Source organism: Arthrobacter sp. TmtSoilC77, assembly GCF_059739415.1.
Map to the genome: position 1 here is coordinate 3,322,033 of NZ_AP046050.1, position 19,262 is coordinate 3,341,294.

Consider the following 19,262-nt stretch of genomic DNA (forward strand, 5'->3'; position numbering starts at 1 on the left):
TGACGCGGCCATGCACCACAGGCTAGTTCCCGGGGTACCTCGACAGGAAGTCCGCCATGCGGCCAATTGCCTCTTCAATGTCCTTGACGTTGGGCAATGTCACCATCCGGAAGTGGTCCGGCCGCACCCAGTTGAAGGCACGTCCGTGGGAAACCAGGATCTTCTGCTCCTTCAGCAGGTCCAGGACGAACTTCTCGTCATCCCGGATGTGGTAAACCTCTGGATCCAGCCTGGGGAACAGGTAGAGGGCACCCCTGGCCTGCTGCGTGCTGACACCCGGGATCGCGTTCAGGAGGTCATACGCTTTGTTGCGCTGCTCCAGGAGCCTGCCACCGGGAAGGATGAGATCGTTGATGCTCTGGTAGCCGCCAAGCGCTGTTTGTATGGCGTGCTGTGCCGGGACGTTGGCGCACAACCGCATATTGGCCAGCAGGTTGATGCCTTCAAGGTAATCGGCAGCATCCTTCTTGGGACCGGAAATGGCCATCCATCCGGCGCGGTAGCCACAAACGCGGTAGGCCTTGGACAAGCCACTGAACGTCAGGCACAGGACGTCGTCGCCGGTCAGTCCGGCAAGGTTCACGTGGACAGCGTCTTCGTAGAGGATTTTCTCGTAGATTTCATCGGCAAACAGGACCAGGCCATGCTTCTCGGCCAAAGCAACGATCTGCTTGAGCGTGTCCTCGGGGTAGACGGCGCCCGTGGGGTTGTTCGGATTGATGACCACGATGCCCTTGGTCCGCGGCGTGATCTTGGACTCCAGGTCCTCCAGATCAGGTTGCCATCCCGACTCCTCGTCACAGAGGTAGTGGACGGGCCGGCCGCCGGCCAGGGCAACGGAAGCCGTCCACAGGGGGTAGTCCGGCGTGGGAATCAGCACTTCATCGCCATCTTCGAGAAGGGCCATGAGGGACATGGTGATGAGTTCGCTGACCCCATTGCCGAGGTAGATGTCATCAACGTGGATGTTCTGGATTCCGCGGGTCTGGTAGTACTGCGAGACGGCCGTCCGGGCCGAGAATATGCCGCGTGAGTCGCTGTAGCCCTGGGCATTGGGCAGGTGGCGGATCATGTCCACCAAAATGGCGTCAGGCGCTTCAAAGCCGAAGGGAGCCGGGTTTCCGATGTTCAGTTTGAGGATCCGGTGACCCTCTGCCTCCATCTGCTGGGCGGCCTGAAGAATCGGTCCACGGATGTCGTAAAGGACATTATGAAGCTTGGTGGACTGCTTGAAATTCGCCATTCATCAAATATGCCACACCGGTGATGGACTTCAGTTGAGACTTAACTCACAGATACGACGACGGCGGTGACAGACCCGCACGGGTCCGCCACCGCCGTCGTACGCGGTTTACGTCAGGCGCTACTTAACGATGCCCTTGTCTTTCAGCCATGCGGCCGCGGCATCCTTGGGGCTTTGCTTCTGGTCCCCGCTGACTGCCCGGTTCAGGTCCACAAGGTCATCGGTTGTCAGGATCCTGGACACATTGTTGAGCGCGTCCTTGGCCTTGTCCGTCATTTTGGCCTTGTTGTAGAGCGGCAATACCTGCTGGGCCTTGAAGTTGTTCTTGGGGTCTTCCAGGACCACGAGGTCGTTGTCAGCGATTGACGGTGTGGTGGTGTAGATGTCGGCCACCTGGACCTTGTCCTCCAACAGTGCCTGGAGCGTCAGGTTCCCGCCGCCGTCGTTGAACGGCTGCAGGCCCTTGAGCTCGCAGTTGTAGTTCTTCTTCAGCCCGGGGAAGCCGTAAGCACGGGTCTCGAACGTTGCCGGGGCCGCCATCGTGAAGTCCTTGCAGACCTTGGCGAGGTCCTCGATGGACTTGAGCTGGTACTTTTCGGCAGTGGCCTTGGTGACCACCATGGCGTCCTTGGACTCCGCCTTTGCCGGATCAAGCACCGCCAGTCCCTCCGGAAGCTTGCCAGGAAGCGCCTTGTACACGTCCTCAGCCGAGACCTCCGTGGCCTCTGGATCAACGTAGGAGAGCAGGTTGCCGGAGTAGTCCGGGACGAGGTCCACGGACCCGTCCTGGACAGCCTTGAAGTAGATTTCGCGCGAACCGATGTTCGGCTTGGTAGTGGCCGTAACACCGGCCGCGTTCAGGGCGCCCGCATAGACCTCGCCAATCACCTGGCTCTCTGGAAAGTCGGCCGATCCAACCACAAGGGGCCCACTGGATCCGCTGGATCCACCGGGAGCAGAAGTGGACGGGGTGGCCAAAGGGCTGCCGCCGCACGCGCTCAAGGCGAGGGCCACACCGACGCCGGCCGCGAGGCCGCCGAGTCCACGGCGCGTAAGGGTCATGGGAACGGGATTTTTCATGGTGTACCTCCTTGAACGGCAGCCGCGGCGGGAGCTGCGGCTGTGAGATCGTCGGCCGCCGTGTGGCGTCCGCTTGAGTCGAGGGTGAGGCCGGGCGGGAGGACCAGCCTCTGCAAGGCGGCCAGAACGAGGTCCACCGCAATGGCAAGGGCAGCGATCAGCAGCGATCCACCAAGCATCCGCGGAAAGTCCTGCAGGACAAGCCCATCGAATAAATACCGTCCCAGGCCACCCAGCGGCAAGTACGCAACTACCGAAACGGTTGCAATCACTTGCAAAACAGCTGTCCGGATGCCACCGAACATCACCAGGAGCCCATTGGGGAGCTCAACACGGAACAGGATCTGAAGCTCCGTCATGCCCATGGCCCGGGCTCCGTCCACCACCGTGGCATCCACGCTGGAGATACCCGCATACGTCCCCGCAAGCAATGGTGGAACCGTGAGGATAACCAGGGCCCACACCGGCGGCATCAAACCGCTGCCGGCCAACAAGGCAAAGAGGACCAGCAGACCCAGAGTGGGCAGGGCCCGCAGGGCACCCGCAATGGCCACGGCAACCACCCTGCCGCGTCCCGTGTGGCCAATGTAAAGACCCACAGGTACTGCAATGGCCGCAGCGATGAGGAGCACCAGCCCGCTGTACTGCAGATGCTCGGACAACCGCGTGGGGATGCCTCCGCTTCCCGTCCAATGAATAGGATCCGTCAACCACGCAATGGTGTCCGTAAAAACGTTGCTCATGCCGATGCACCCGGATCCGGCCGTACTGGGGTGTGGGGCAGGTGTGGCCCGGTTTTCGGTTCAGTAAGCAATGCGGTGCCGTTCTTGCGTTCGCCCCTGCCGCCGCCTGCCGCCCGTGTCCACGGAGTCAGGAGACGCTCCAGCACAACAAGGACTGCATCCATCAGCAAGGCCAGGATAAGGATGGCGATGATGCCAACCACTACTTCGGTAACGAAGGTCCTCTGCAAGCCATCAGTGAAAAGGATTCCGAGATTGCCGACTCCCAGCAGGGCAGCAACGCTGACCAGCGAGATGTTGCTGACTGACACTACGCGGAGCCCGGCGAAAAGAACCGGCAGTGACAGCGGGAGGTCCACCTGGAAGAAACGGGCCGAGGGCTTGAAGCCCATGGCCACGGCAGCGTTGCGGAGATCGTCGTCAACGGAGTCGAACGCATCCATGGCGGCACGGACCAGCAAGGCCACCGCATAGATCGTCAGGGCGACGACCACGTTGAGGGGATCCAGGATCCGTGTTCCCAGGATGGTTGGCAGGATGATGAAAAGCGCCAGGGACGGGATGGTGTAGAGCAAGGACGTAGCCGTGGCCACCACGGACCTCAGGGTATTGTTCCGCCGGGCGAGCTGCGCCAGGGGAATTGAGATCAGCAGCCCAAGCAGCATCGGAATGAGTGCGAGCACAAGGTGCTGGCCGGCCAAGCCGAGAACCAGGCCAATGTTCGCCAGGAACCACTCCATCAGGAGGCGTCCTCCCTGTGGCGGCGGACTTCCTCGATCAGGGCAAGGACTTCCGGCGCCTTCAAGACCCCGGCCACCCTGCCGTCGTCGTCCACGGCAACGCCCAATCCCGATGGCGAGGACAACGCCGAATCCAGCGCCCGGCGCAAAGTGTCTCCCTTATGGAAGAGGGAACCTCCGGGGACCAGCCCGGCACCGTCCCGGGGTGAAGACCACCCGAGGGGACGTGATTCGTCGTCCACCACCAGCGCCCACTCCCCCGAACGGCGTCCGGCGTTTTGGCCCTCGGTTTGTCCCACCATGGTGACGGGGTGGAGTCTCACGGAGTCGGCGACGTCGAAGGCAAGGTGGCGGAAACCACGGTCCCTGCCCACGAAGGAGGCCACGAAATCGTTGGCCGGTGCCCGCAGGATTTCTTCCGGGGCGGCATACTGGGCAAGCTTGCCGCCAACAGCAAAGACTGCCACTTTGTCGCCCAACACCGTGGCCTCGTCAATATCATGCGTGACAAACACGATGGTTTTAGCCAGCTCGCGCTGCAGGCGCAGGAGTTCCTGCTGGAGTTCATCGCGGACCACCGGGTCAACGGCGCTGAAGGGCTCGTCCATCAGAAGCACCGGCGGGTCGGCTGCGAGCGCGCGTGCCACTCCCACGCGCTGCTGCTGACCGCCCGACAGTTGCGAGGGATACCGCTTGCCAAGCACCGAAGCCAGCCCAACGACGTCGAGAAGTTCTGCAGCACGTTTGCGCGCATCCGCTTTGGATACGCCGTTGAGCCGCGGAACCGTAGCGATGTTATCCAAAACGGACCGGTGCGGAAGCAGCCCGGAGGACTGCATGACATAGCCCATGGAGCGGCGAAGCTGTGCTGCGGGCACTGTGGAGACATCCTTGCCGGCCACCGTGATGGTGCCCGAACTTGGCTCCACCATGCGGTTGATCATGCGCAGGGACGTCGTTTTGCCACAGCCCGACGGACCGACGAGGACGGTGATGGCCCCCTTGTCGATGGACATGGTCAGGTTGTCGACGGCCGGCTGGCCGCCTTGGTATTGCTTGGTCACGCTCTGGAACTCAATCATGGCTTCTGCCATACCCGGGCCTATCTTCGGCGGACGATCTTCACCCAGCGTAGCCAGCACCACCGACGATGTCAGCGACGCCACGTATTCCGTAATGAATCGGCAATGTTCAGCGTTTGCGACGTTTGCCGCCCTTTGCTGCGCGTTCCTGGGCTTGATCGTGCCGGTGTCTTTCCGCGGCACGCTGTCCCCTGTCCGCCGACATCACCTTTTGATGCCATTCGCGCTGATAGGCCCGCCTGGCTGCGGCATCGTGTTTCCGGTTCAAGGCCGCCAGTTCGCGTTGCAGTTTGAGGTAGCTGCCCCACCGGCGCTCGTCCAGGGTTCCGTCGGCGAGCGCCTCCAACACGGCGCACCCCGGCTCGGCTTGGTGGGAGCAATCGGCGAAGCGGCATCCGGCGAACAGCCCCTCAAGGTCGCCGAACATCTCCTCCATTCCGTCTTCGGCGTCGAACAGCCCAAAGCCACGGACACCTGGAGTGTCCATGAGCACGGCACCGCCTGCCAAGGGGACCAGTTCCCGGGAGGTAGTGGTATGCCGCCCCTTGCCGTCACCGGCACGCACCTCACCCGTTGCCTGGAGATCGCGTCCGGCGAGGGCATTGATGAGCGTGGATTTGCCGGCACCCGAAGGGCCGAGCAGCACCAGCGTGGCCCCATCCGGGATGTGCAGCCTGAGGTCCTCGATGCCGTCGCCCTGCTCTGCTGACGTGGTGACCACCTCCACGCCGGCAGCCTGGAGGATGACTTCACCTACGACGTCGTCTGCCAGGTCCGCCAGGTCGGCTTTGGTAATGACGACCAGCGGAGTTGCGCCGGAATCCCATGCGGCCACGAGCGTCCGCTCCAGCCGGTTATGGGTAAGAGGCCGGTCCACGGGAACCACTACCGCCACGATGTCGATGTTGCTGCCCAGGATTTGTTCTTCGGAGGATGCCTCGAAAGCGCGCTTTCGGCTCAGGGCCGAATGCCGGGGAAGAACCTCGACGACGGATGGCTCACCGGCGCCGTTATGCCCCAGCCATACCCAGTCACCAGTGGCGGGAACCAAACCATGCCCGGGATAGGGAAGATGGAGCAGGCCGCTGCTCGAGGCTACGAGCACACGGTTCCTGTCGAGGCGGACTACCCGTGCCGGAGTGTTGTGGCTGGTGTGGCCGTCCCTAGCCGGGTTGGCGCGGAAGAGTTCAGCGGTGCTTTCGGTATAGCCGTAGTCTGTTGGGCCTTGGAGACGGTGGCCGTCGACTGCGTCGCTGAAACTGTTTTTTGGGTCGCTTGAAGAAGCGTAAGTATTCACGTTTGGTACCTCTGCTGAGGCCCGGCCGCCTAGCCTTGGCTGGCTGATGCCGGGACAGGAATGGCGGTGTGATGACGGTGCGCCGCGCGTGAGTGCGGGGCGCGCAGGATTATGGCAATCATCAGTTCCACCTCCTCAGCATCCGGGCCGGCAGCTGGAGGGCCGGCAACGTTCTACAGCGTAGCCAAGCCACTGGGCCTTTGGCTAGGTCTTTTGGGAGGCCTTTAGTCGAGCTTCCCGTCGGCTGGCCGCTCATTGTGCAGACGTAGTGCCACGTCCACCAGGGAGACCCGGTTGAGTTTGCCGATATCGTCCAGGGGAATCCACGCCGCATGGGTAGTGCTGCCATCCACCTCGTGCGTCAGCTCGCCACCGACGATCGTGGCTTCGTAGACCAGCCGGAGCGCCTGGAAGTCCCGTGGCGTACCGTCCTGCCCGGCTTCCGCGGGCCAGTGTCCGACGTCGATGCCGAGCATGCGATCGATGCGGGCCTCATAACCGGTTTCTTCATAGACCTCACGGCGGCATCCGTCCACGGGATGCTCCGCAAGGTCCAGTCCGCCACCCGGCAGCGTCCAGCCTTCTTTGCCGTCCTGCTTCCAGTAGGCGAGAAGAATCCGGTCCTCCTGAATGATGATGGCGTAAGCGGCGGGGCGGGTGTCGAACTCCAGGGTCATGGTGCCAGCTTAGTAGGCAGCCACTTCCTAGCCGGTCTGCACTAAGGCAATTCGGCCGCCATGATCGGCCCCGACTCTTCCGGGCCGAGGTCCGGTCCTTCGCGGAGCTCGACGACGGTCCCCGCTTCGGCGAGCTCCAGCACCTTGATGCTGTTGAGGCCACGCTTCACCAGAGGCGCCGGGGCATATAGGGTTCCCTGCGGCCCTTTGTCCCAGTACCGGCCCAACAGGAAGCTGTTGAGCCAGACGAAGCCCTTCCCGGAACCAGGGAGCGCAATATATGTATCCGCCGGTTCCGCAACCTCGAACTCCGCTCCGGATAGTCCCTCGAGGTCCTCTGCCGCCCATTCAGCCAACGCGACTGGCGTTTGCGTCCAGTGGAAGGTGTAGCGCTGGTTGATCAGGACACCGCCCTGGATTCCTTTGCCATGCCCGGTCAGGGGACCATAGTTGATGCGGCCCAGGTTCTCCACGAGGATCTCCAGCTTGGCCGGGACGCCGGTTCCGGTGACAGCCAACCCTTGGGCCCCGTTCACATCGTCCAGGACCCCGGCAAACTGACCATCCACCCAGATGTAGGCACGGTCATTCAACCCTGTGATTTTGAGGCGGCTCTCCACTGGGGCCCCGGGGCGTCCCGGGAGTGTCGCCTCGGCCGCATAAAGGACCATGCCGGCGTCGAGTCCCAACTGTTCAAAAGTGAGCGGTTTGACGCTGGTAACCGGCTTGCCCGAATCGCGGACGAGCTCCAACAGGTCCCGGCCTTCCGTCAGGGCCAGGGACTGCGCTGGAAGGACCGGGGCGTCCGTGAGCAACCCGGCAGGCAGTTCAGGAAGGTCCTCGATGCCCTGGGCGCGGTAGAACTCCTTGCGGAAGGCATGGAATTTTGGCGTTAATGCTCCGTTCTCGGCAATGGGGGCATCGGAGTCGTAGCTGGTGACCGTCGGCTGGAGCATGGTGCCATCGTGGTTGCTGCCGGATCCCAGGCCAAAGTTGGTGCCTCCATGTGCCATGTAGACGCACACCGATCCACCAGCATCGAGCATCTTCCGTGCTTCCGCCGCGGCGTCGTGGGCGTCGCGGCGGTGGTGGTGTTCGCCCCAGTGGTCAAACCAACCACCCCAGAATTCGACATTGAAGAACGGCTCTTCCGGTCGGCGCCTCTGCCATGTTGCGATGGCCTCATCACCCCGGCTTCCCAACGTGGCTGTCGCCCAGGTCCCCTCGACGGAGCCGCCGTCGAGGAAGTAGTCAGTGCCGCCGTCGGCGGTGAACAGCAGCTCAGTGATCCCGCGCTCCTCCAAAGCACGGCGGTTCCAGCGGATGTACTCGTGGTCGTCGCCGTAGCTGCCATATTCGTTCTCAATCTGGACGGCGACGACCGGGCCGCCCGCAGATGCCTGCCGTGAGGCGATCTGCGGGAGAAGGTGATCGAACCACTCCTCGATCGCGGCCGTAAACTGTGGATCCATGCACCGCAGGCCGATCCCGGGGATTCCGGTGAGCCAGGCCGGGAAGCCGCCGTTGTCCCACTCCGCGCAAATGTAGGGGCCTGGCCGGACAATGACGTCCAAACCTTCCTCCGCGGCGAGATCGATGAAACGGCCAATGTCCCGCCAGCCTGTAAAGTCCGGCGCCTCTTCGCGCTTAGGCTGGTGGAAGTTCCAGGCGACGTAGGTGTCAACAGTGTTGGCGCCCATGGCCTTAAGCCGACATAGGCGGTCCTGCCACAAATCGGGGTGAACCCGGAAGTAGTGGATGGCTCCCGCAAGGATGCGATACGGTTCACCCGAACGGTAGAGGACGGCGTCGTGGTAGCTCAAAAGGGCGTTGTTCACACGGAACAGATTAGCTCAATTTCCAACATTTATGCACAGGTGATGAACACATGACCAATCTTGATACTTCGCCGGCGGAACAAGTCTGCCCCGCCGCCCATGAAGGACAAGGCCCGTGCGTGCAGTTATGGCCCGAGCGTGAAGTTCCCCTTGGCGGCGTCCGTGCCATGAACGTGTTCCGCACCTTGCCCCAGCGAGGTTTGCCCACCGTTGGCGCTTGGTGCTTTCTGGACAGTTTTGGGCCGGACCGTGTGGCAATGAGCGTTCTCCCCCACCCCCACTGCGGTCTCCAGACGGTGACATGGCCGCTGGAAGGGGCCGTTAGGCACCGCGACAGCGTGGGAAGCGATGTTGTGGTCAAACCCGGTGAACTGAACATCATGACCGCCGGCCACGGAATCTCGCATTCGGAATTCTCGGTCCTGCCTGCGGCTACGGTGGCCGGAACGGATGACGGGATTCCCATGTCGCGGGGACTCCAGTTGTGGGTTGCGCTCCCCGACGAGCACCGGCACCGCGAACCGTCCTTCGAGCAACACAGCGAGCTTCCAGTCGCTGTTGGCGAAGGCTACACGGCAACCGTGATGGTGGGTGAATTCGCTGGCCAGCGCTCACCTGCCACGATGTTCAGCCCCATCGTAGGTGCGGACATCACCGGCGCAGGTATGCTCCAGCTTCCGCTTCGACCCGAGTTTGAGCATGCAGTGTTGGTGCTGGACGGCCACCTGGTCATCGACGGCGAAGACATCGAACCAGGCCCCTTGGCCTACCTGGGTGCCGGCAGGCACAACCTGATCGTAGAGGCCCAACCGGATACCCGTTTCATGCTTTTGGGTGGCGAACCGTTCGGGGAAGACCTCTTGATGTGGTGGAACTTCGTGGGACGCACTCATGAAGAAGTGGAAAAAGCGCGTCTGGAATGGGAAGCCGAAGGCCTGCTCGACGACGACGCCGCCGCCACGTCACGCTTCGGCTTGGTCCAGGGCCATGGTCCTGACGCAGGACCGGAAGCCGGACGCATCCCCGCGCCGCCACTTCCGGGCGTTAAGCTCCGGCCCCGTACCAGGGGCTGAGTCAAGCGCTACGCCCGCTGCTCGGCCACAAGCCGGGGGACGCCGAACACAGGGTCCTGTTGGAGAATCCGGACATCGACGATACCCTGCTCGGCCAGCCGCGCCTTGAATGATTCCTGCAGGCGGCGGACGTTCATGCCCAGTCCACTGCCCAGAATCACGGGACCGTCCAAGCCCAGTTGTCGAACGACCTGCTCGGCCAGGTCAGCCAGGTCCTTGCCCGCCTGGTCCACCAGCCTGGCGCTGGTTTCATCACCGGCGTCCGCAGCCTCGACGACCAGCCGCGCTTGTTGCGCCCAATAACGGCGACCGGTTTCCGGGGAGTGGAACAAGGCGATCAGTTTGCCAGGCTCCTCCACTCCACAGGAGTCCAGCAAGGCACGGCTCAGGGTGTCCGGCTCAAGTCCCTGGTTCATCCGCCGCAAGCTGTGGCGGACGGCTTCGCGACCCAGCCAGTAGCCGCTTCCCTCGTCGCCCAGAAGATAACCCCAGCCTCCGGCGCGGGCTTCCTCACCGGCCGCGTTCCGTCCCCACGCGGCAGAACCGGTTCCGGCAATCACCGCGACGCCCGTGCTTGCTCCCCCTGCCGCCAGAAGCAGCCTGGAATCGTGAACCACGGTGATGCGCGCCCCGGGGACGTGTGGGGAGATCAAGTCGGCGAGCGCTTGCGCGTCCTCATCGGTATCAATTCCTCCGGCGCCCGCGTAAACCTCGTCAATGTCACCGCCGCCGATCTTTCCGAAGAGCTCGGCGAGATTGGCCATGGCCTGCTCGCGGCTCACATTCTGCACATTGGAGCTTCCGGCGCTTTCGTCCAGGACGGGAACGCCGTCTTCGAACCTCACGCCGCGCGTTTTCGTTCCGCCGATATCCAGCCCGATCACGGTACCGGTGAGTGCCTCCGTGGACGCGTGGGAATGCATGGCAGAGTCAAGATTGTTCACCGTGAAAGACTAGCTTGGAGCGCCCCGAGGAGAAACTGCACATGTCGCATTCCCTGTTTGATACGCCTTTCATTGCAGCGCCCATGGCTGGTGGAACGTCCACTCCCGCACTCGTGCAGGCAGTCCAGGCCGGCGGAGGCTTGGGTTTTCTGGCGGCCGGCTACAAAAGTCCCGAGGCCATGGCAGCCGAGATCGCAGCAGCGCGTGCCATGGGCATCCGGTTCGGAATGAACGTTTTTGTACCGGACACGGTGCAACTCTCCCCGTCCGCCGGGGCGCGCGCGAGGCTGGAGGCGTACCGGACGGAACTTGAAGCAGAGGGCGCCCGCTACGGCGTGGCAATCCCAGCCCTCCGATTTGACGACGACGCCTGGCAGGACAAAATCGACGCGCTGATCGCGGATCCTGTGGAGTTCGTCAGCTTCGTCTTCGGGCTTCCGGGACGCTCTGTGGTCAAGGCCCTGCAGAAGGCCGGAACTGCTGTCATCTCCAGTGTGACCAGTGTCGCCGAGGCCCTTGCGGCCGCGGAAGAAGGCCCGGATGCCCTTGCGGTGCAGCACAGTTCCGCAGGAGCACACAGCGCGACGTTCCTGGCAGCCGACCCAGGAGAAAACAGCACGACGGCGGGTCTCATCGCCCAGGTGCGTACTGCCGTCGACCTTCCGCTGATTGCGGCCGGTGCGGTGAGCGACGGTACAGCGCTTCGCGAAGTCCTGGCTGCTGGTGCGTCAGCCGCGCAAGTTGGTACGGCGCTGGTACGAACGGAGGAAAGCGGAGCCCGGCAACCGCATAAAGATGCCCTGGGCGACCCGCGCTTTACGGAGACGGCCAGGACCCGGGCCTTTACGGGACGATACGCCCGTTCACTGGTCAACGCGTTCGTTCGCGATCACGCGGACGCGCCAGAGGGTTATCCGGCAATCCACCACCTGACGGCGCCGATCCGGGCAGCAGCATCGGCGGCGGGTGATCCTGACCGCCTCAATCTGTGGGCAGGCACTGGTTGGCGATCAGCAAAGGAAGGATCCGCGGTGGATGTTGTCAGGGGTTTCCTGAGCGGGCTCTGACAAGCTCGGCCAGCAATGCTTCGCCCTCCGTTACCACCAGCTCACGGAACAGCCTGACGGCGTCGGGTTCGAAGGTGCGCTCCCGCCATGCCATGCCGATTTGCCGGAACGCAAGGTCGGATTCGATGGGAACTTCCACAAGTCCCAACTCAGCCCCTGGCAGGAACTGGCCAGTTCCGGAGCCGGGCCCGGCCGGAGGCAGGATGCAGAAGCCCAGCCCGGCCGCCACCAGCCCCCTGGCAGTGTGGGATTCCTGGACTTCAAAGGCGGTCCGCGGACGGAAGCCCGCTTCGCGCAACAGCGCTTCGCCCAAGGCCCGGAGGCCGACGCCGGCCGGCAGCGTCACATAAGGGTCATGCCGCAGCTCGGACAGGTGCACGCTGGGGCTGCCCGCGAGTGGGTGCCGATAATGCAGCACCACGCGCAGTGGCTCCCTGTAGAGGGGCAGGGAGTGGATGCCCCTGCCTTCCGGGGCGATCGGTGCAGTGAGGGCGAAATCTGTATCGCCCCTGGCTAGTTCGTCCAGGCAGTCGTCGCGCGGACCCTGCCGTAGCTCGAAGACCGTATGCGGATGCCTGCCCCGGTACGCGCTGATGAGCAGGGGCAGAGTCGCTTCACCGAACGTGTGCTGGAACGAGATGCCGATGCGTCCCCTCACCACGTCCGATTCGTGCCTTACCCTGTCCAATCCGGCTTGGAAGTCTTCCAACGCAGCTTCGATGTAGGGCAGCAACGTCCTTGCCGCCGGAGTCAGGCGGATGCCACGCCCATCACGAACAAGAAGATCCATCCCCACAATCGCGCTTGCCCTCGCCACTGCACGACTCACTGTGGATTGGGGAACGCCGAGGAGCTCGGCCGTCTCCGTCATATGCTCCGTCCGGCCCAGTTCTGCCAGGACGGGAAGCAGCGGCAGGAGCTGCACAAGCTGTTGGTGATCCGGTTCCATGTGCCTGCCGTTCCGCTCCAGCATCAGTAGGACAATCATGCAATTATGCATGAATCATAAGCGAATGATGCATTGGATCACCCAATCCGGGAAGCCTAATCTGGGCCAGTGACTAAAACAGCCGTGAGCGTTACACCATGGGAAGGACACGCCAAGGGTTCCCGTGGCTATCGACGCGTGCTTGCCGCGTTGGCCTTGGCCGGGGTTGCGACGTTCGCCCAGCTGTACTCAACCCAGGCAGTCCTGCCACTGATGGCCGCCGACCTCCAAATCTCCGCAGCTGAAGCCGCACTGAGTATCTCGCTGGCCACCGTGGGACTTGCCGTGAGCGTCCTGCCGTGGTCCTTCGTCGCAGACAGGATCGGCCGGGTTCGCGCAATGGCCATCGGCATTGGAGCTGCGACGGTACTGGGGCTGGTTGTTCCACTGGCACCGACTGTTCCACTGGTCCTGGGACTGCGGACTCTTGAAGGCATGGCCCTGGGCGGAATCCCAGCCATAGCCATCGCATATCTGAACGAAGAAGTCACAAAAATCCACACGGCATTGGCGGCCGGAAGCTACGTTGCCGGAACCACGCTCGGCGGACTTGCCGGACGCTTGGTCGCGGGTCCAGTGGGAGAACTCTGGGGGTGGCGGGCAGCCGCGCTGGCAGTGTCCCTGCTGGCCACCGTCTCGGCGGTACTGTTCGTGGTGCTGGTTCCCAAACAGCGACGCTTCATGCCCGCGCCGGCCAGTGGATTCCGAGGAGCCTTGCGCACGCTGGGGAGCCATTCCAGAAACCCCAAACTGTTCTCCCTTTACCTTCAGGCATTCCTGCTCATGGGCGGATTTGTCGCTGTCTACAACTACCTCGGGTTCCGGCTCCACGCGGCACCATTCGGGCTTCCCACCACGGTGGTGAGCCTCATTTTCCTGGCCTATCTGTCCGGAACCGTAAGCTCCCGGTGGGCGGCCGGACTCACCATGCGCTTTGGGCGGCGCAACGTCCTGCTCTTTGGGATTGTCATGATGATCACAGGCCTCGCCCTGACGTTGGCAGAGAACCTCGTGGCAACGTTGATCGGCCTCGTGGTGTTTACTGGAGGCTTTTTCGCAGCCCACAGCGTTGGCTCCGGTTGGACCGGCGCCATCGCCGCAACAGGCCGCGCCCAAGCGGCATCGCTCTATAACCTCTCGTACTACTTGGGGTCCAGTGTCATCGGCTGGGCGGGAGGCCTGGCTTTCCAGGCGTTCGGGTGGCCGGCTTTGGCCTGGAGCGTCATGGCGCTTGCCTTCACGACGGCGGTAATTACCGCCGTCGTACATCGCTCACCGACCCCGCAAGAATAATCCACGCTTTACCGGGGCGACCCTGGACAAATATTCGGGAACAACGGGCGGGAACGAATGGATGGCCGGGATTTCAATGATTATGATGAATGAAAGGCAATTTCAGGAGGATCCGTGAGCAACCCCGCGAAGAATGTTCGGCCACATTCAGGCAGCGCCGAGCCGCTGGACGCTATTGATGAACGAATCCTCGCCGCCCTGGTAGAGGACGCCCGCATCTCCAACAAACAATTGGCGGAACTCGTGGGAATCGCTCCCTCCACTGCTCTGATGCGGACCAGGGCCCTGTCCGAACGCGGGATCATCGAAGGCTTTGAGGCGATCCTCAGCCTGCCGGCGATCGGCCGCTCGGTGCAGGCGCTCATTGCTGTCCGTCTCCGCGCCCATGATAGGGACCAGATCGACCGCTTCACCGCACGCGTCCCTAAGCTGCCGGCAGTGATCTCCACCTTCCACACCACAGGCTCCGTGGATTATCTTCTGCACATTGCCGTCGCCAACACCGACGACCTCCGCAACTGGCTGCTCGATAACCTCGCTACTGATCCAGTGGTCGGACACACGGAAACCACCATGGTCTTCCAGCACATCCCCGGCAACCGAGGTCCGCTTCCCGAGTAGCCCGGCTCAGGCGCGCAGGGCGCCCCGGACTGATGCCGCAGCGAGCGCCAGCGCCGCAACCCCGCATAGCACCGTAAAACCAACGACGGCGGTCTGCAAGCCCAACGCCGACACCGCCAGTCCCAAGCCAATCACCGGAACCGCGCTTCCCAGATAGGTGATGACGTACACCGTACTGATGACCTGCGCATGCCGGGCCGCCTCTACCTTCCCGGCGACGTCGTTGAACACCTGACGGAACGCGATGCCCTGCCCTGCACCGGCGGTCACGCTGGCGGCCACCAGCACCAACGGGCTCGACCAAGCGGCGGCAGCTCCCACCAGGACTATGGAGACGCCCAACACCGCCAGGGCAACGGGGACCAGGTAGCGTCCGCGTACTCCCACCAACTGGCTGAGCGCCGATGCGCCCAAGGTCACCCCCGCCATCAGCCCGACAAGGGGCCTGGAATCGGCATGCACCACCGTTGCGAAATATCCCGGAGCCAGCGACAAACAGAAGCCAAAGACTGCGAAGCTTAGGAAGCCCACCGCGGATGCCATCCAAAAGGCACCGCGTGCATGACTGGAAATAGCGGGCTTTCGTGGAGCGAGAACCTTCAGCGCCGGCTTTCCCGCAGCGGGGGCAATCGCGGGCCTTGCCTTGAGTAGCCACAGTGGAATGAGCGCGGCGAGAAGCACCCCGGAGTGGATGAAGTAGGGCGTTCGAGTAGGGTCCGGAAGCAGCGACAGGAGACCACCGATTGCGGGTCCGGCAGCCACGCCACCAGCCGAGGAGAGCAACGTGAAGCGCGAAGCCCAGTCAGGCCTCTGGGGCAACAGTTCACGCAGGGCTGCGGAGCTGGCCCCGGTGGCCAGCCCTACTGCCACACCTTGGAAGGCCCTGCCGAGGGACAGCATGCCAAGGCTGTCCGCATTCGCGAAGATGATGCCACCCAGCAATCCCATGACGACGGCAAGCACCAGTGCCGCCCGCCTTCCAATGTGATCGGACCAGTGCCCCGCCACCATGAGAACCACAACCAGCGCCACAACGTAGCTGGCAAAGGCAACCGTGACGTCCAAGGGGGACATCCCCAGCCTGGCCTGCAGCAAAGGATAGAGAGGTGTGGCCAGGTTTGCGCCCACCAGCAGGGTGAAGATCACGATGCCGGCCAGGACCAACCTTGCAGTGGTGGTGGCATCCCAACTCCAGGCTCCGGCTTTGGCCGGACGCATGCGGAGTTCGCTCAAGACAGTCATTTCCGTGCCCTTGATTCGGGGCTGCGCGCGGGGTCCGTGTGGGATGGAGGACGCAGCCAGGTTTCGGTAGCAACAGATTGCCGTAGACCTGCGCTTGACGAAGCAGAAGCGTGGGAAAATTGAGCAAAATAGTCAAACTATTGTTGTCTCAGTGAGCCGGAGTGACCATTTGAATACCTTGGACCCCATGGACTTGAAGATCCTGCTGGAACTCATCAAGGATCCCCGCATCCAAATCGCCGAGCTCAGCGACTCACTCGGCATCGCCCGCAATACTGCGCAGAGCCGCCTTAAGCGGCTGCTTCGGTCCGGGGTCCTTCAGGCAGCAGGCCGTGAAGTGGACCTGGAAAAGGTGGGGTACGACGTCGTAGCTTTCATCACCATCGAAGTGACGCACCGCGAACTCGATGGCGTCATCGGTGCCCTACGGCTGATTCCACAAGTGCTGGAGGTCCACGAAATCTCCGGACGTGGAGATCTCTGGTGCCGCGTGGTGGCAACCGATACGCATAACCTGCAATCCGCGTTGAGGTCCGTCCTGCGTACCAAGGGCGTCATCCGAACAGAAACTGTCCTGGCGCTCCACACACATATCCCCTACCGCACGGAGCCTTTGATGGAAAGGTTGGCCGGTTCCACCAACACGCGGTCAGCATGAGCGCTTGAACGCGGTTCCAGGGGTCGCAGCCGTTTAGGCTTTTGACCATGGATTGGCTCTCACACATATTGCAGATCAACTGGCTCGCTGTTCTCCTGGCCTTCATTTCAAGCATGGTGATCGGCTTCGTTTGGTACATGCCGGCCGTCCTTGGGCGCAGGTGGATGCAAGCGATCGGCAAAACCGAAGAGGACCTTAAGAACATCGATGGCGGAGCCGGCATCTGGATTCCCATGATGCTTGCCGCCGCGCTCACCAGCATTCTTCTGGCCATCCTGATCAGTGCCCTGGAGCTCAACACGTTCCTGGCAGGTGGCTTCTTCGCCCTCATCCTGGCTTTGGTCTTCCGTGCCGGAGGACACGTCATCCACAATGGTTTCGCGGGGCGTCCCTCGGAGGTGACCGTTATTGATGCGGGGCACGATATCCTCGCCATGACCGTCGCCGGCGCCATCATCGGTGCCATGCAGTAGCGTTCATTCGTGACCATCATTGATAACGCCGTCTATGTAGAAGGCGTACGCACAGCCACCCCACGTAACCTTGAGCAGACTTTCGAGACACTCTCGGAGCAAGGTGGCATGGCGTGGATCGGTCTCTACCGGCCCACCCGGGACGAAATGACCGCTGTCGCCCACGAGTTCGGCCTCCACGAACTCGCCGTGGAAGACGCCGTTTCAGCGCACCAGCGGCCCAAACTGGAGCGCTACGACAACAACCTCTTCACAGTCCTGCGACCCGCCCGCTATCTGGATGCTTCCGAGACGGTGGAGTTCGGCGAGCTGCACATCTTTACAGGTCCCAATTTCGTAGTGACCATCCGCCATGCCGAGACCGGCGGAGTTGCGCGTGTCCGCCACCGTTTGGAGCAGCGGCCGGACCTCCTGCGGCATGGACCGGAAGCGGTACTCTACGCCCTCCTGGACCAGGTGGTGGACGATTATGCACCTGTCGTTGCCGGGCTCGAGAACGACATCGACGAAATTGAGGACCAGCTCTTCAGCGGCGATACGGCAGTGTCCAGGCGGATCTATGAACTTGCCCGTGAAGTCATTCAATTCCAAAGGGCCATCCAGCCTCTTCCGGACATCATGGTGCTGCTGGAGAAGGGATTCGAGAAATACGGCGTGGACATCGAGCTCCAGCGCTCCCTCCGTGACGTAGAGGACCACGTCCAGCGCGTCATCTCCAGGGTGAACTCCTTCAGGGATCTCCTGCAGAACGCCCTGACCCTCGACGGCACCCTGACAGCGAACCGCCAGAACGAGGCGAGCGCCGCCCAGAACGAACAGGTCAAGAAGATTTCCTCGTGGGCCGCCATTCTGTTCGCGCCCTCCTTTGTGGCAGGCGTCTACGGCATGAACTTCGACCACATGCCGGAGTTGCACTGGGACTTCGGCTATCCGATGGCCATCGGACTCATGTTCGGAGCAGCACTGCTCATGTATCTCATCTTCAAGCGGAAAGGCTGGCTGTGACGCCCCCATTCCTCCCGCAACCGGGGAGCCTCCCGCACCGGGGAAGACTCCCGCAAAGTGGAAGACAGGGCAACCGGGAAACTGTCCTGGCGCTCGTGGAGGGCATCACGCACGACGCCGGACGGCTGGGTTTCCAGCTTGAGCCCAGCCAGCATGAAGCAGCGCAGCGGTTGGCGGCCTTTGGTGCAGAGGTAACGGCCCGCCGTCGAGCGCGTCAGCGAAGGACGCCGCGAAGTATCTATCTTCACGGACCTGTGGGTCGCGGCAAAACGTGGCTCATGGACAGTTTTCACGACAGGCTCCGCGCCCGGAAACGTCGCGTCCACTTTCATGATTTCTTCCGAGGGCTCCACGCCGGGACCCGCCGTTCCGGTTCCGCGGATGGAACAGCCATCCAGCACTCCGTGGATGTGCTCCTGGCGGACATCGACGTCCTGTTCTTCGATGAGTTCCATGTCCATGACGTTGGGGATGGGATGTTTATCGCGCGATTGCTGCGAACCGCGGCGCAGCGCCGGATTCCCTTGGTGGTGACGTCCAACTACGCCCCGGACGATTTACTGCCCAATCCGCTGTGGCACGACCATTTTGTGCCCACCATCGAAGCCATCAAAGAGATGATGGATATTGTGGAGGTCAATGGCCCCGCCGATTTCCGGCGGTTTCCTGCAGCAGGTTCCCAACCCAGCGCCGCGCCCAAAGCCTTTAGCTCTGGCCGGATCATCACACCGGGGACGCCCAAACAACTGGGACGGTTGGGGCTCTTCCGGCCATCGGTGTCCCAAAGCCGCGTCCTGACCCCAACAACGCAGCCGATCGTGGTCAAGAACGCAGACCGGGACCTGCTCTGGGTGGGGTTTCCGGAATTGTGCGCAGGGCTGACCTCCACTGCGGACTTCCTGGCCTTGGCGCACAGTTTCAAGACCTGGGTCATCGACGACGTTCCCTCCCCTGCCGGGAGCGACCCTGCTTCCGCGCCCGCATGGCAGCGATTCAGCAATGCCGTGGATGTGCTTCACGATCAAGACATCACTCTGTTCCTGATCGGCGCCGGACCCCTGGACTGGGACGCGGAGCCCTCCGGCAGCGTCCCTCCCGTGGACCTGGCCCGCATTGCCAGCCGCCTGTCCCTGCTAGGCAGGTCCGACCCTGACGATGCCCTGGCAATCGAAGAGGCCGCCGGAAGCTGAGCTTCGGG

At 62.7% G+C, this 19,262-nt stretch carries 19 protein-coding genes; 8 read left to right on the forward strand and 11 right to left on the reverse strand.

Annotated elements, in window-relative coordinates; genetic code table 11:
• Positions 1–22 precede the first annotated feature (22 nt).
• The 8 genes from AC6I99_RS15275 to AC6I99_RS15310 form a co-directional block, all read right to left on the reverse strand.
• Positions 23–1,243: a pyridoxal phosphate-dependent aminotransferase gene (locus AC6I99_RS15275; protein ID WP_224088221.1), complete on the reverse strand. Its 1,221-nt coding sequence runs from the start codon at positions 1,241–1,243 to the stop codon at positions 23–25.
• 120 nt (positions 1,244–1,363) lie between these two features.
• Positions 1,364–2,323 (reverse strand): ABC transporter substrate-binding protein, encoded by a 960-nt coding sequence (locus tag AC6I99_RS15280; RefSeq protein WP_309925948.1) that lies wholly within the window; start codon positions 2,321–2,323, stop codon positions 1,364–1,366.
• The gene (locus tag AC6I99_RS15285; RefSeq protein ID WP_224088222.1) at positions 2,320–3,066 is read right to left on the reverse strand and encodes an ABC transporter permease; all 747 of its coding nucleotides are present in this window, start codon (positions 3,064–3,066) and stop codon (positions 2,320–2,322) included. Before AC6I99_RS15285 ends, AC6I99_RS15280 begins: the two co-directional genes overlap by 4 nt.
• Positions 3,063–3,806: an ABC transporter permease gene (locus AC6I99_RS15290; RefSeq protein ID WP_497961216.1), complete on the reverse strand. Its 744-nt coding sequence runs from the start codon at positions 3,804–3,806 to the stop codon at positions 3,063–3,065. The genes AC6I99_RS15285 and AC6I99_RS15290 overlap by 4 nt, the downstream gene beginning before the upstream one ends.
• Positions 3,806–4,900 (reverse strand): ABC transporter ATP-binding protein, encoded by a 1,095-nt coding sequence (locus AC6I99_RS15295; protein WP_497961982.1) that lies wholly within the window; start codon positions 4,898–4,900, stop codon positions 3,806–3,808. The genes AC6I99_RS15290 and AC6I99_RS15295 overlap by 1 nt, the downstream gene beginning before the upstream one ends.
• 97 nt (positions 4,901–4,997) lie before the next feature.
• Positions 4,998–6,185 carry a ribosome small subunit-dependent GTPase A gene (gene rsgA, locus AC6I99_RS15300; protein WP_497961217.1) on the reverse strand — a complete coding sequence of 396 codons (1,188 nt, stop codon included), beginning with the start codon at positions 6,183–6,185 and terminating at the stop codon, positions 4,998–5,000.
• Between the two features lie 224 nt (positions 6,186–6,409).
• Positions 6,410–6,862 carry an NUDIX hydrolase gene (locus tag AC6I99_RS15305; protein ID WP_497961218.1) on the reverse strand — a complete coding sequence of 151 codons (453 nt, stop codon included), beginning with the start codon at positions 6,860–6,862 and terminating at the stop codon, positions 6,410–6,412.
• Between the two features lie 41 nt (positions 6,863–6,903).
• Positions 6,904–8,700 (reverse strand): glycoside hydrolase family 35 protein, encoded by a 1,797-nt coding sequence (locus AC6I99_RS15310; RefSeq protein ID WP_497961219.1) that lies wholly within the window; start codon positions 8,698–8,700, stop codon positions 6,904–6,906.
• Between the two features lie 50 nt (positions 8,701–8,750).
• Here AC6I99_RS15310 and AC6I99_RS15315 point away from each other — a divergent pair, with 50 nt between their 5' ends.
• Positions 8,751–9,773: a pirin family protein gene (locus tag AC6I99_RS15315; RefSeq protein WP_497961220.1), complete on the forward strand. Its 1,023-nt coding sequence runs from the start codon at positions 8,751–8,753 to the stop codon at positions 9,771–9,773.
• Between the two features lie 8 nt (positions 9,774–9,781).
• On the opposite strand, the gene AC6I99_RS15320 is transcribed toward AC6I99_RS15315, so the two are convergent.
• Entirely contained in the window at positions 9,782–10,717 is a 936-nt protein-coding gene (locus AC6I99_RS15320; RefSeq protein WP_497961221.1) for an N-acetylglucosamine kinase, read from the reverse strand.
• 41 nt (positions 10,718–10,758) lie between these two features.
• Between AC6I99_RS15320 and AC6I99_RS15325 the strand changes: the two genes are divergently transcribed.
• The gene (locus tag AC6I99_RS15325) at positions 10,759–11,784 is read left to right on the forward strand and encodes a nitronate monooxygenase (RefSeq protein ID WP_497961222.1); all 1,026 of its coding nucleotides are present in this window, start codon (positions 10,759–10,761) and stop codon (positions 11,782–11,784) included.
• On the opposite strand, the gene AC6I99_RS15330 is transcribed toward AC6I99_RS15325, so the two are convergent.
• A complete protein-coding gene (locus tag AC6I99_RS15330) occupies positions 11,759–12,733 on the reverse strand; it encodes a LysR family transcriptional regulator (protein WP_497961984.1) in 975 nt (324 codons plus the stop codon). The genes AC6I99_RS15325 and AC6I99_RS15330 overlap by 26 nt on opposite strands.
• 108 nt (positions 12,734–12,841) lie before the next feature.
• On the opposite strand from AC6I99_RS15330, the gene AC6I99_RS15335 reads away from it, so the two are divergent.
• Positions 12,842–14,065: an MFS transporter gene (locus AC6I99_RS15335; protein ID WP_497961223.1), complete on the forward strand. Its 1,224-nt coding sequence runs from the start codon at positions 12,842–12,844 to the stop codon at positions 14,063–14,065.
• A 114-nt stretch (positions 14,066–14,179) separates the two neighbouring features.
• Positions 14,180–14,686, forward strand: a complete 507-nt coding sequence (locus tag AC6I99_RS15340) for an Lrp/AsnC family transcriptional regulator (protein ID WP_224088233.1) — start codon at positions 14,180–14,182, stop codon at positions 14,684–14,686.
• A gap of 6 nt (positions 14,687–14,692) precedes the next feature.
• Here the strand turns inward: AC6I99_RS15340 and AC6I99_RS15345 are convergent, their stop codons facing one another.
• Positions 14,693–15,928: an MFS transporter gene (locus tag AC6I99_RS15345; protein ID WP_224088234.1), complete on the reverse strand. Its 1,236-nt coding sequence runs from the start codon at positions 15,926–15,928 to the stop codon at positions 14,693–14,695.
• A 187-nt stretch (positions 15,929–16,115) separates the two neighbouring features.
• Between AC6I99_RS15345 and AC6I99_RS15350 the strand changes: the two genes are divergently transcribed.
• Genes AC6I99_RS15350 through zapE form a run of 4 tightly spaced genes read left to right on the forward strand, consistent with a single transcriptional unit; the run spans position 16,116 to position 19,254 of the window.
• Entirely contained in the window at positions 16,116–16,586 is a 471-nt protein-coding gene (locus AC6I99_RS15350; RefSeq protein ID WP_396133431.1) for an Lrp/AsnC family transcriptional regulator, read from the forward strand.
• Positions 16,587–16,633: 47 nt separating this feature from the next.
• On the forward strand, positions 16,634–17,059 hold the full coding sequence (locus AC6I99_RS15355) for a DUF1761 domain-containing protein (protein ID WP_224164924.1): 426 nt from the start codon (positions 16,634–16,636) through the stop codon (positions 17,057–17,059).
• 9 nt (positions 17,060–17,068) lie between these two features.
• Positions 17,069–18,064: a magnesium/cobalt transporter CorA gene (corA, locus tag AC6I99_RS15360; RefSeq protein WP_224164925.1), complete on the forward strand. Its 996-nt coding sequence runs from the start codon at positions 17,069–17,071 to the stop codon at positions 18,062–18,064.
• Positions 18,061–19,254: a cell division protein ZapE gene (gene zapE / locus AC6I99_RS15365; protein WP_497961224.1), complete on the forward strand. Its 1,194-nt coding sequence runs from the start codon at positions 18,061–18,063 to the stop codon at positions 19,252–19,254. Before corA ends, zapE begins: the two co-directional genes overlap by 4 nt.
• The last annotated feature ends 8 nt before the right edge of the window (positions 19,255–19,262 follow it).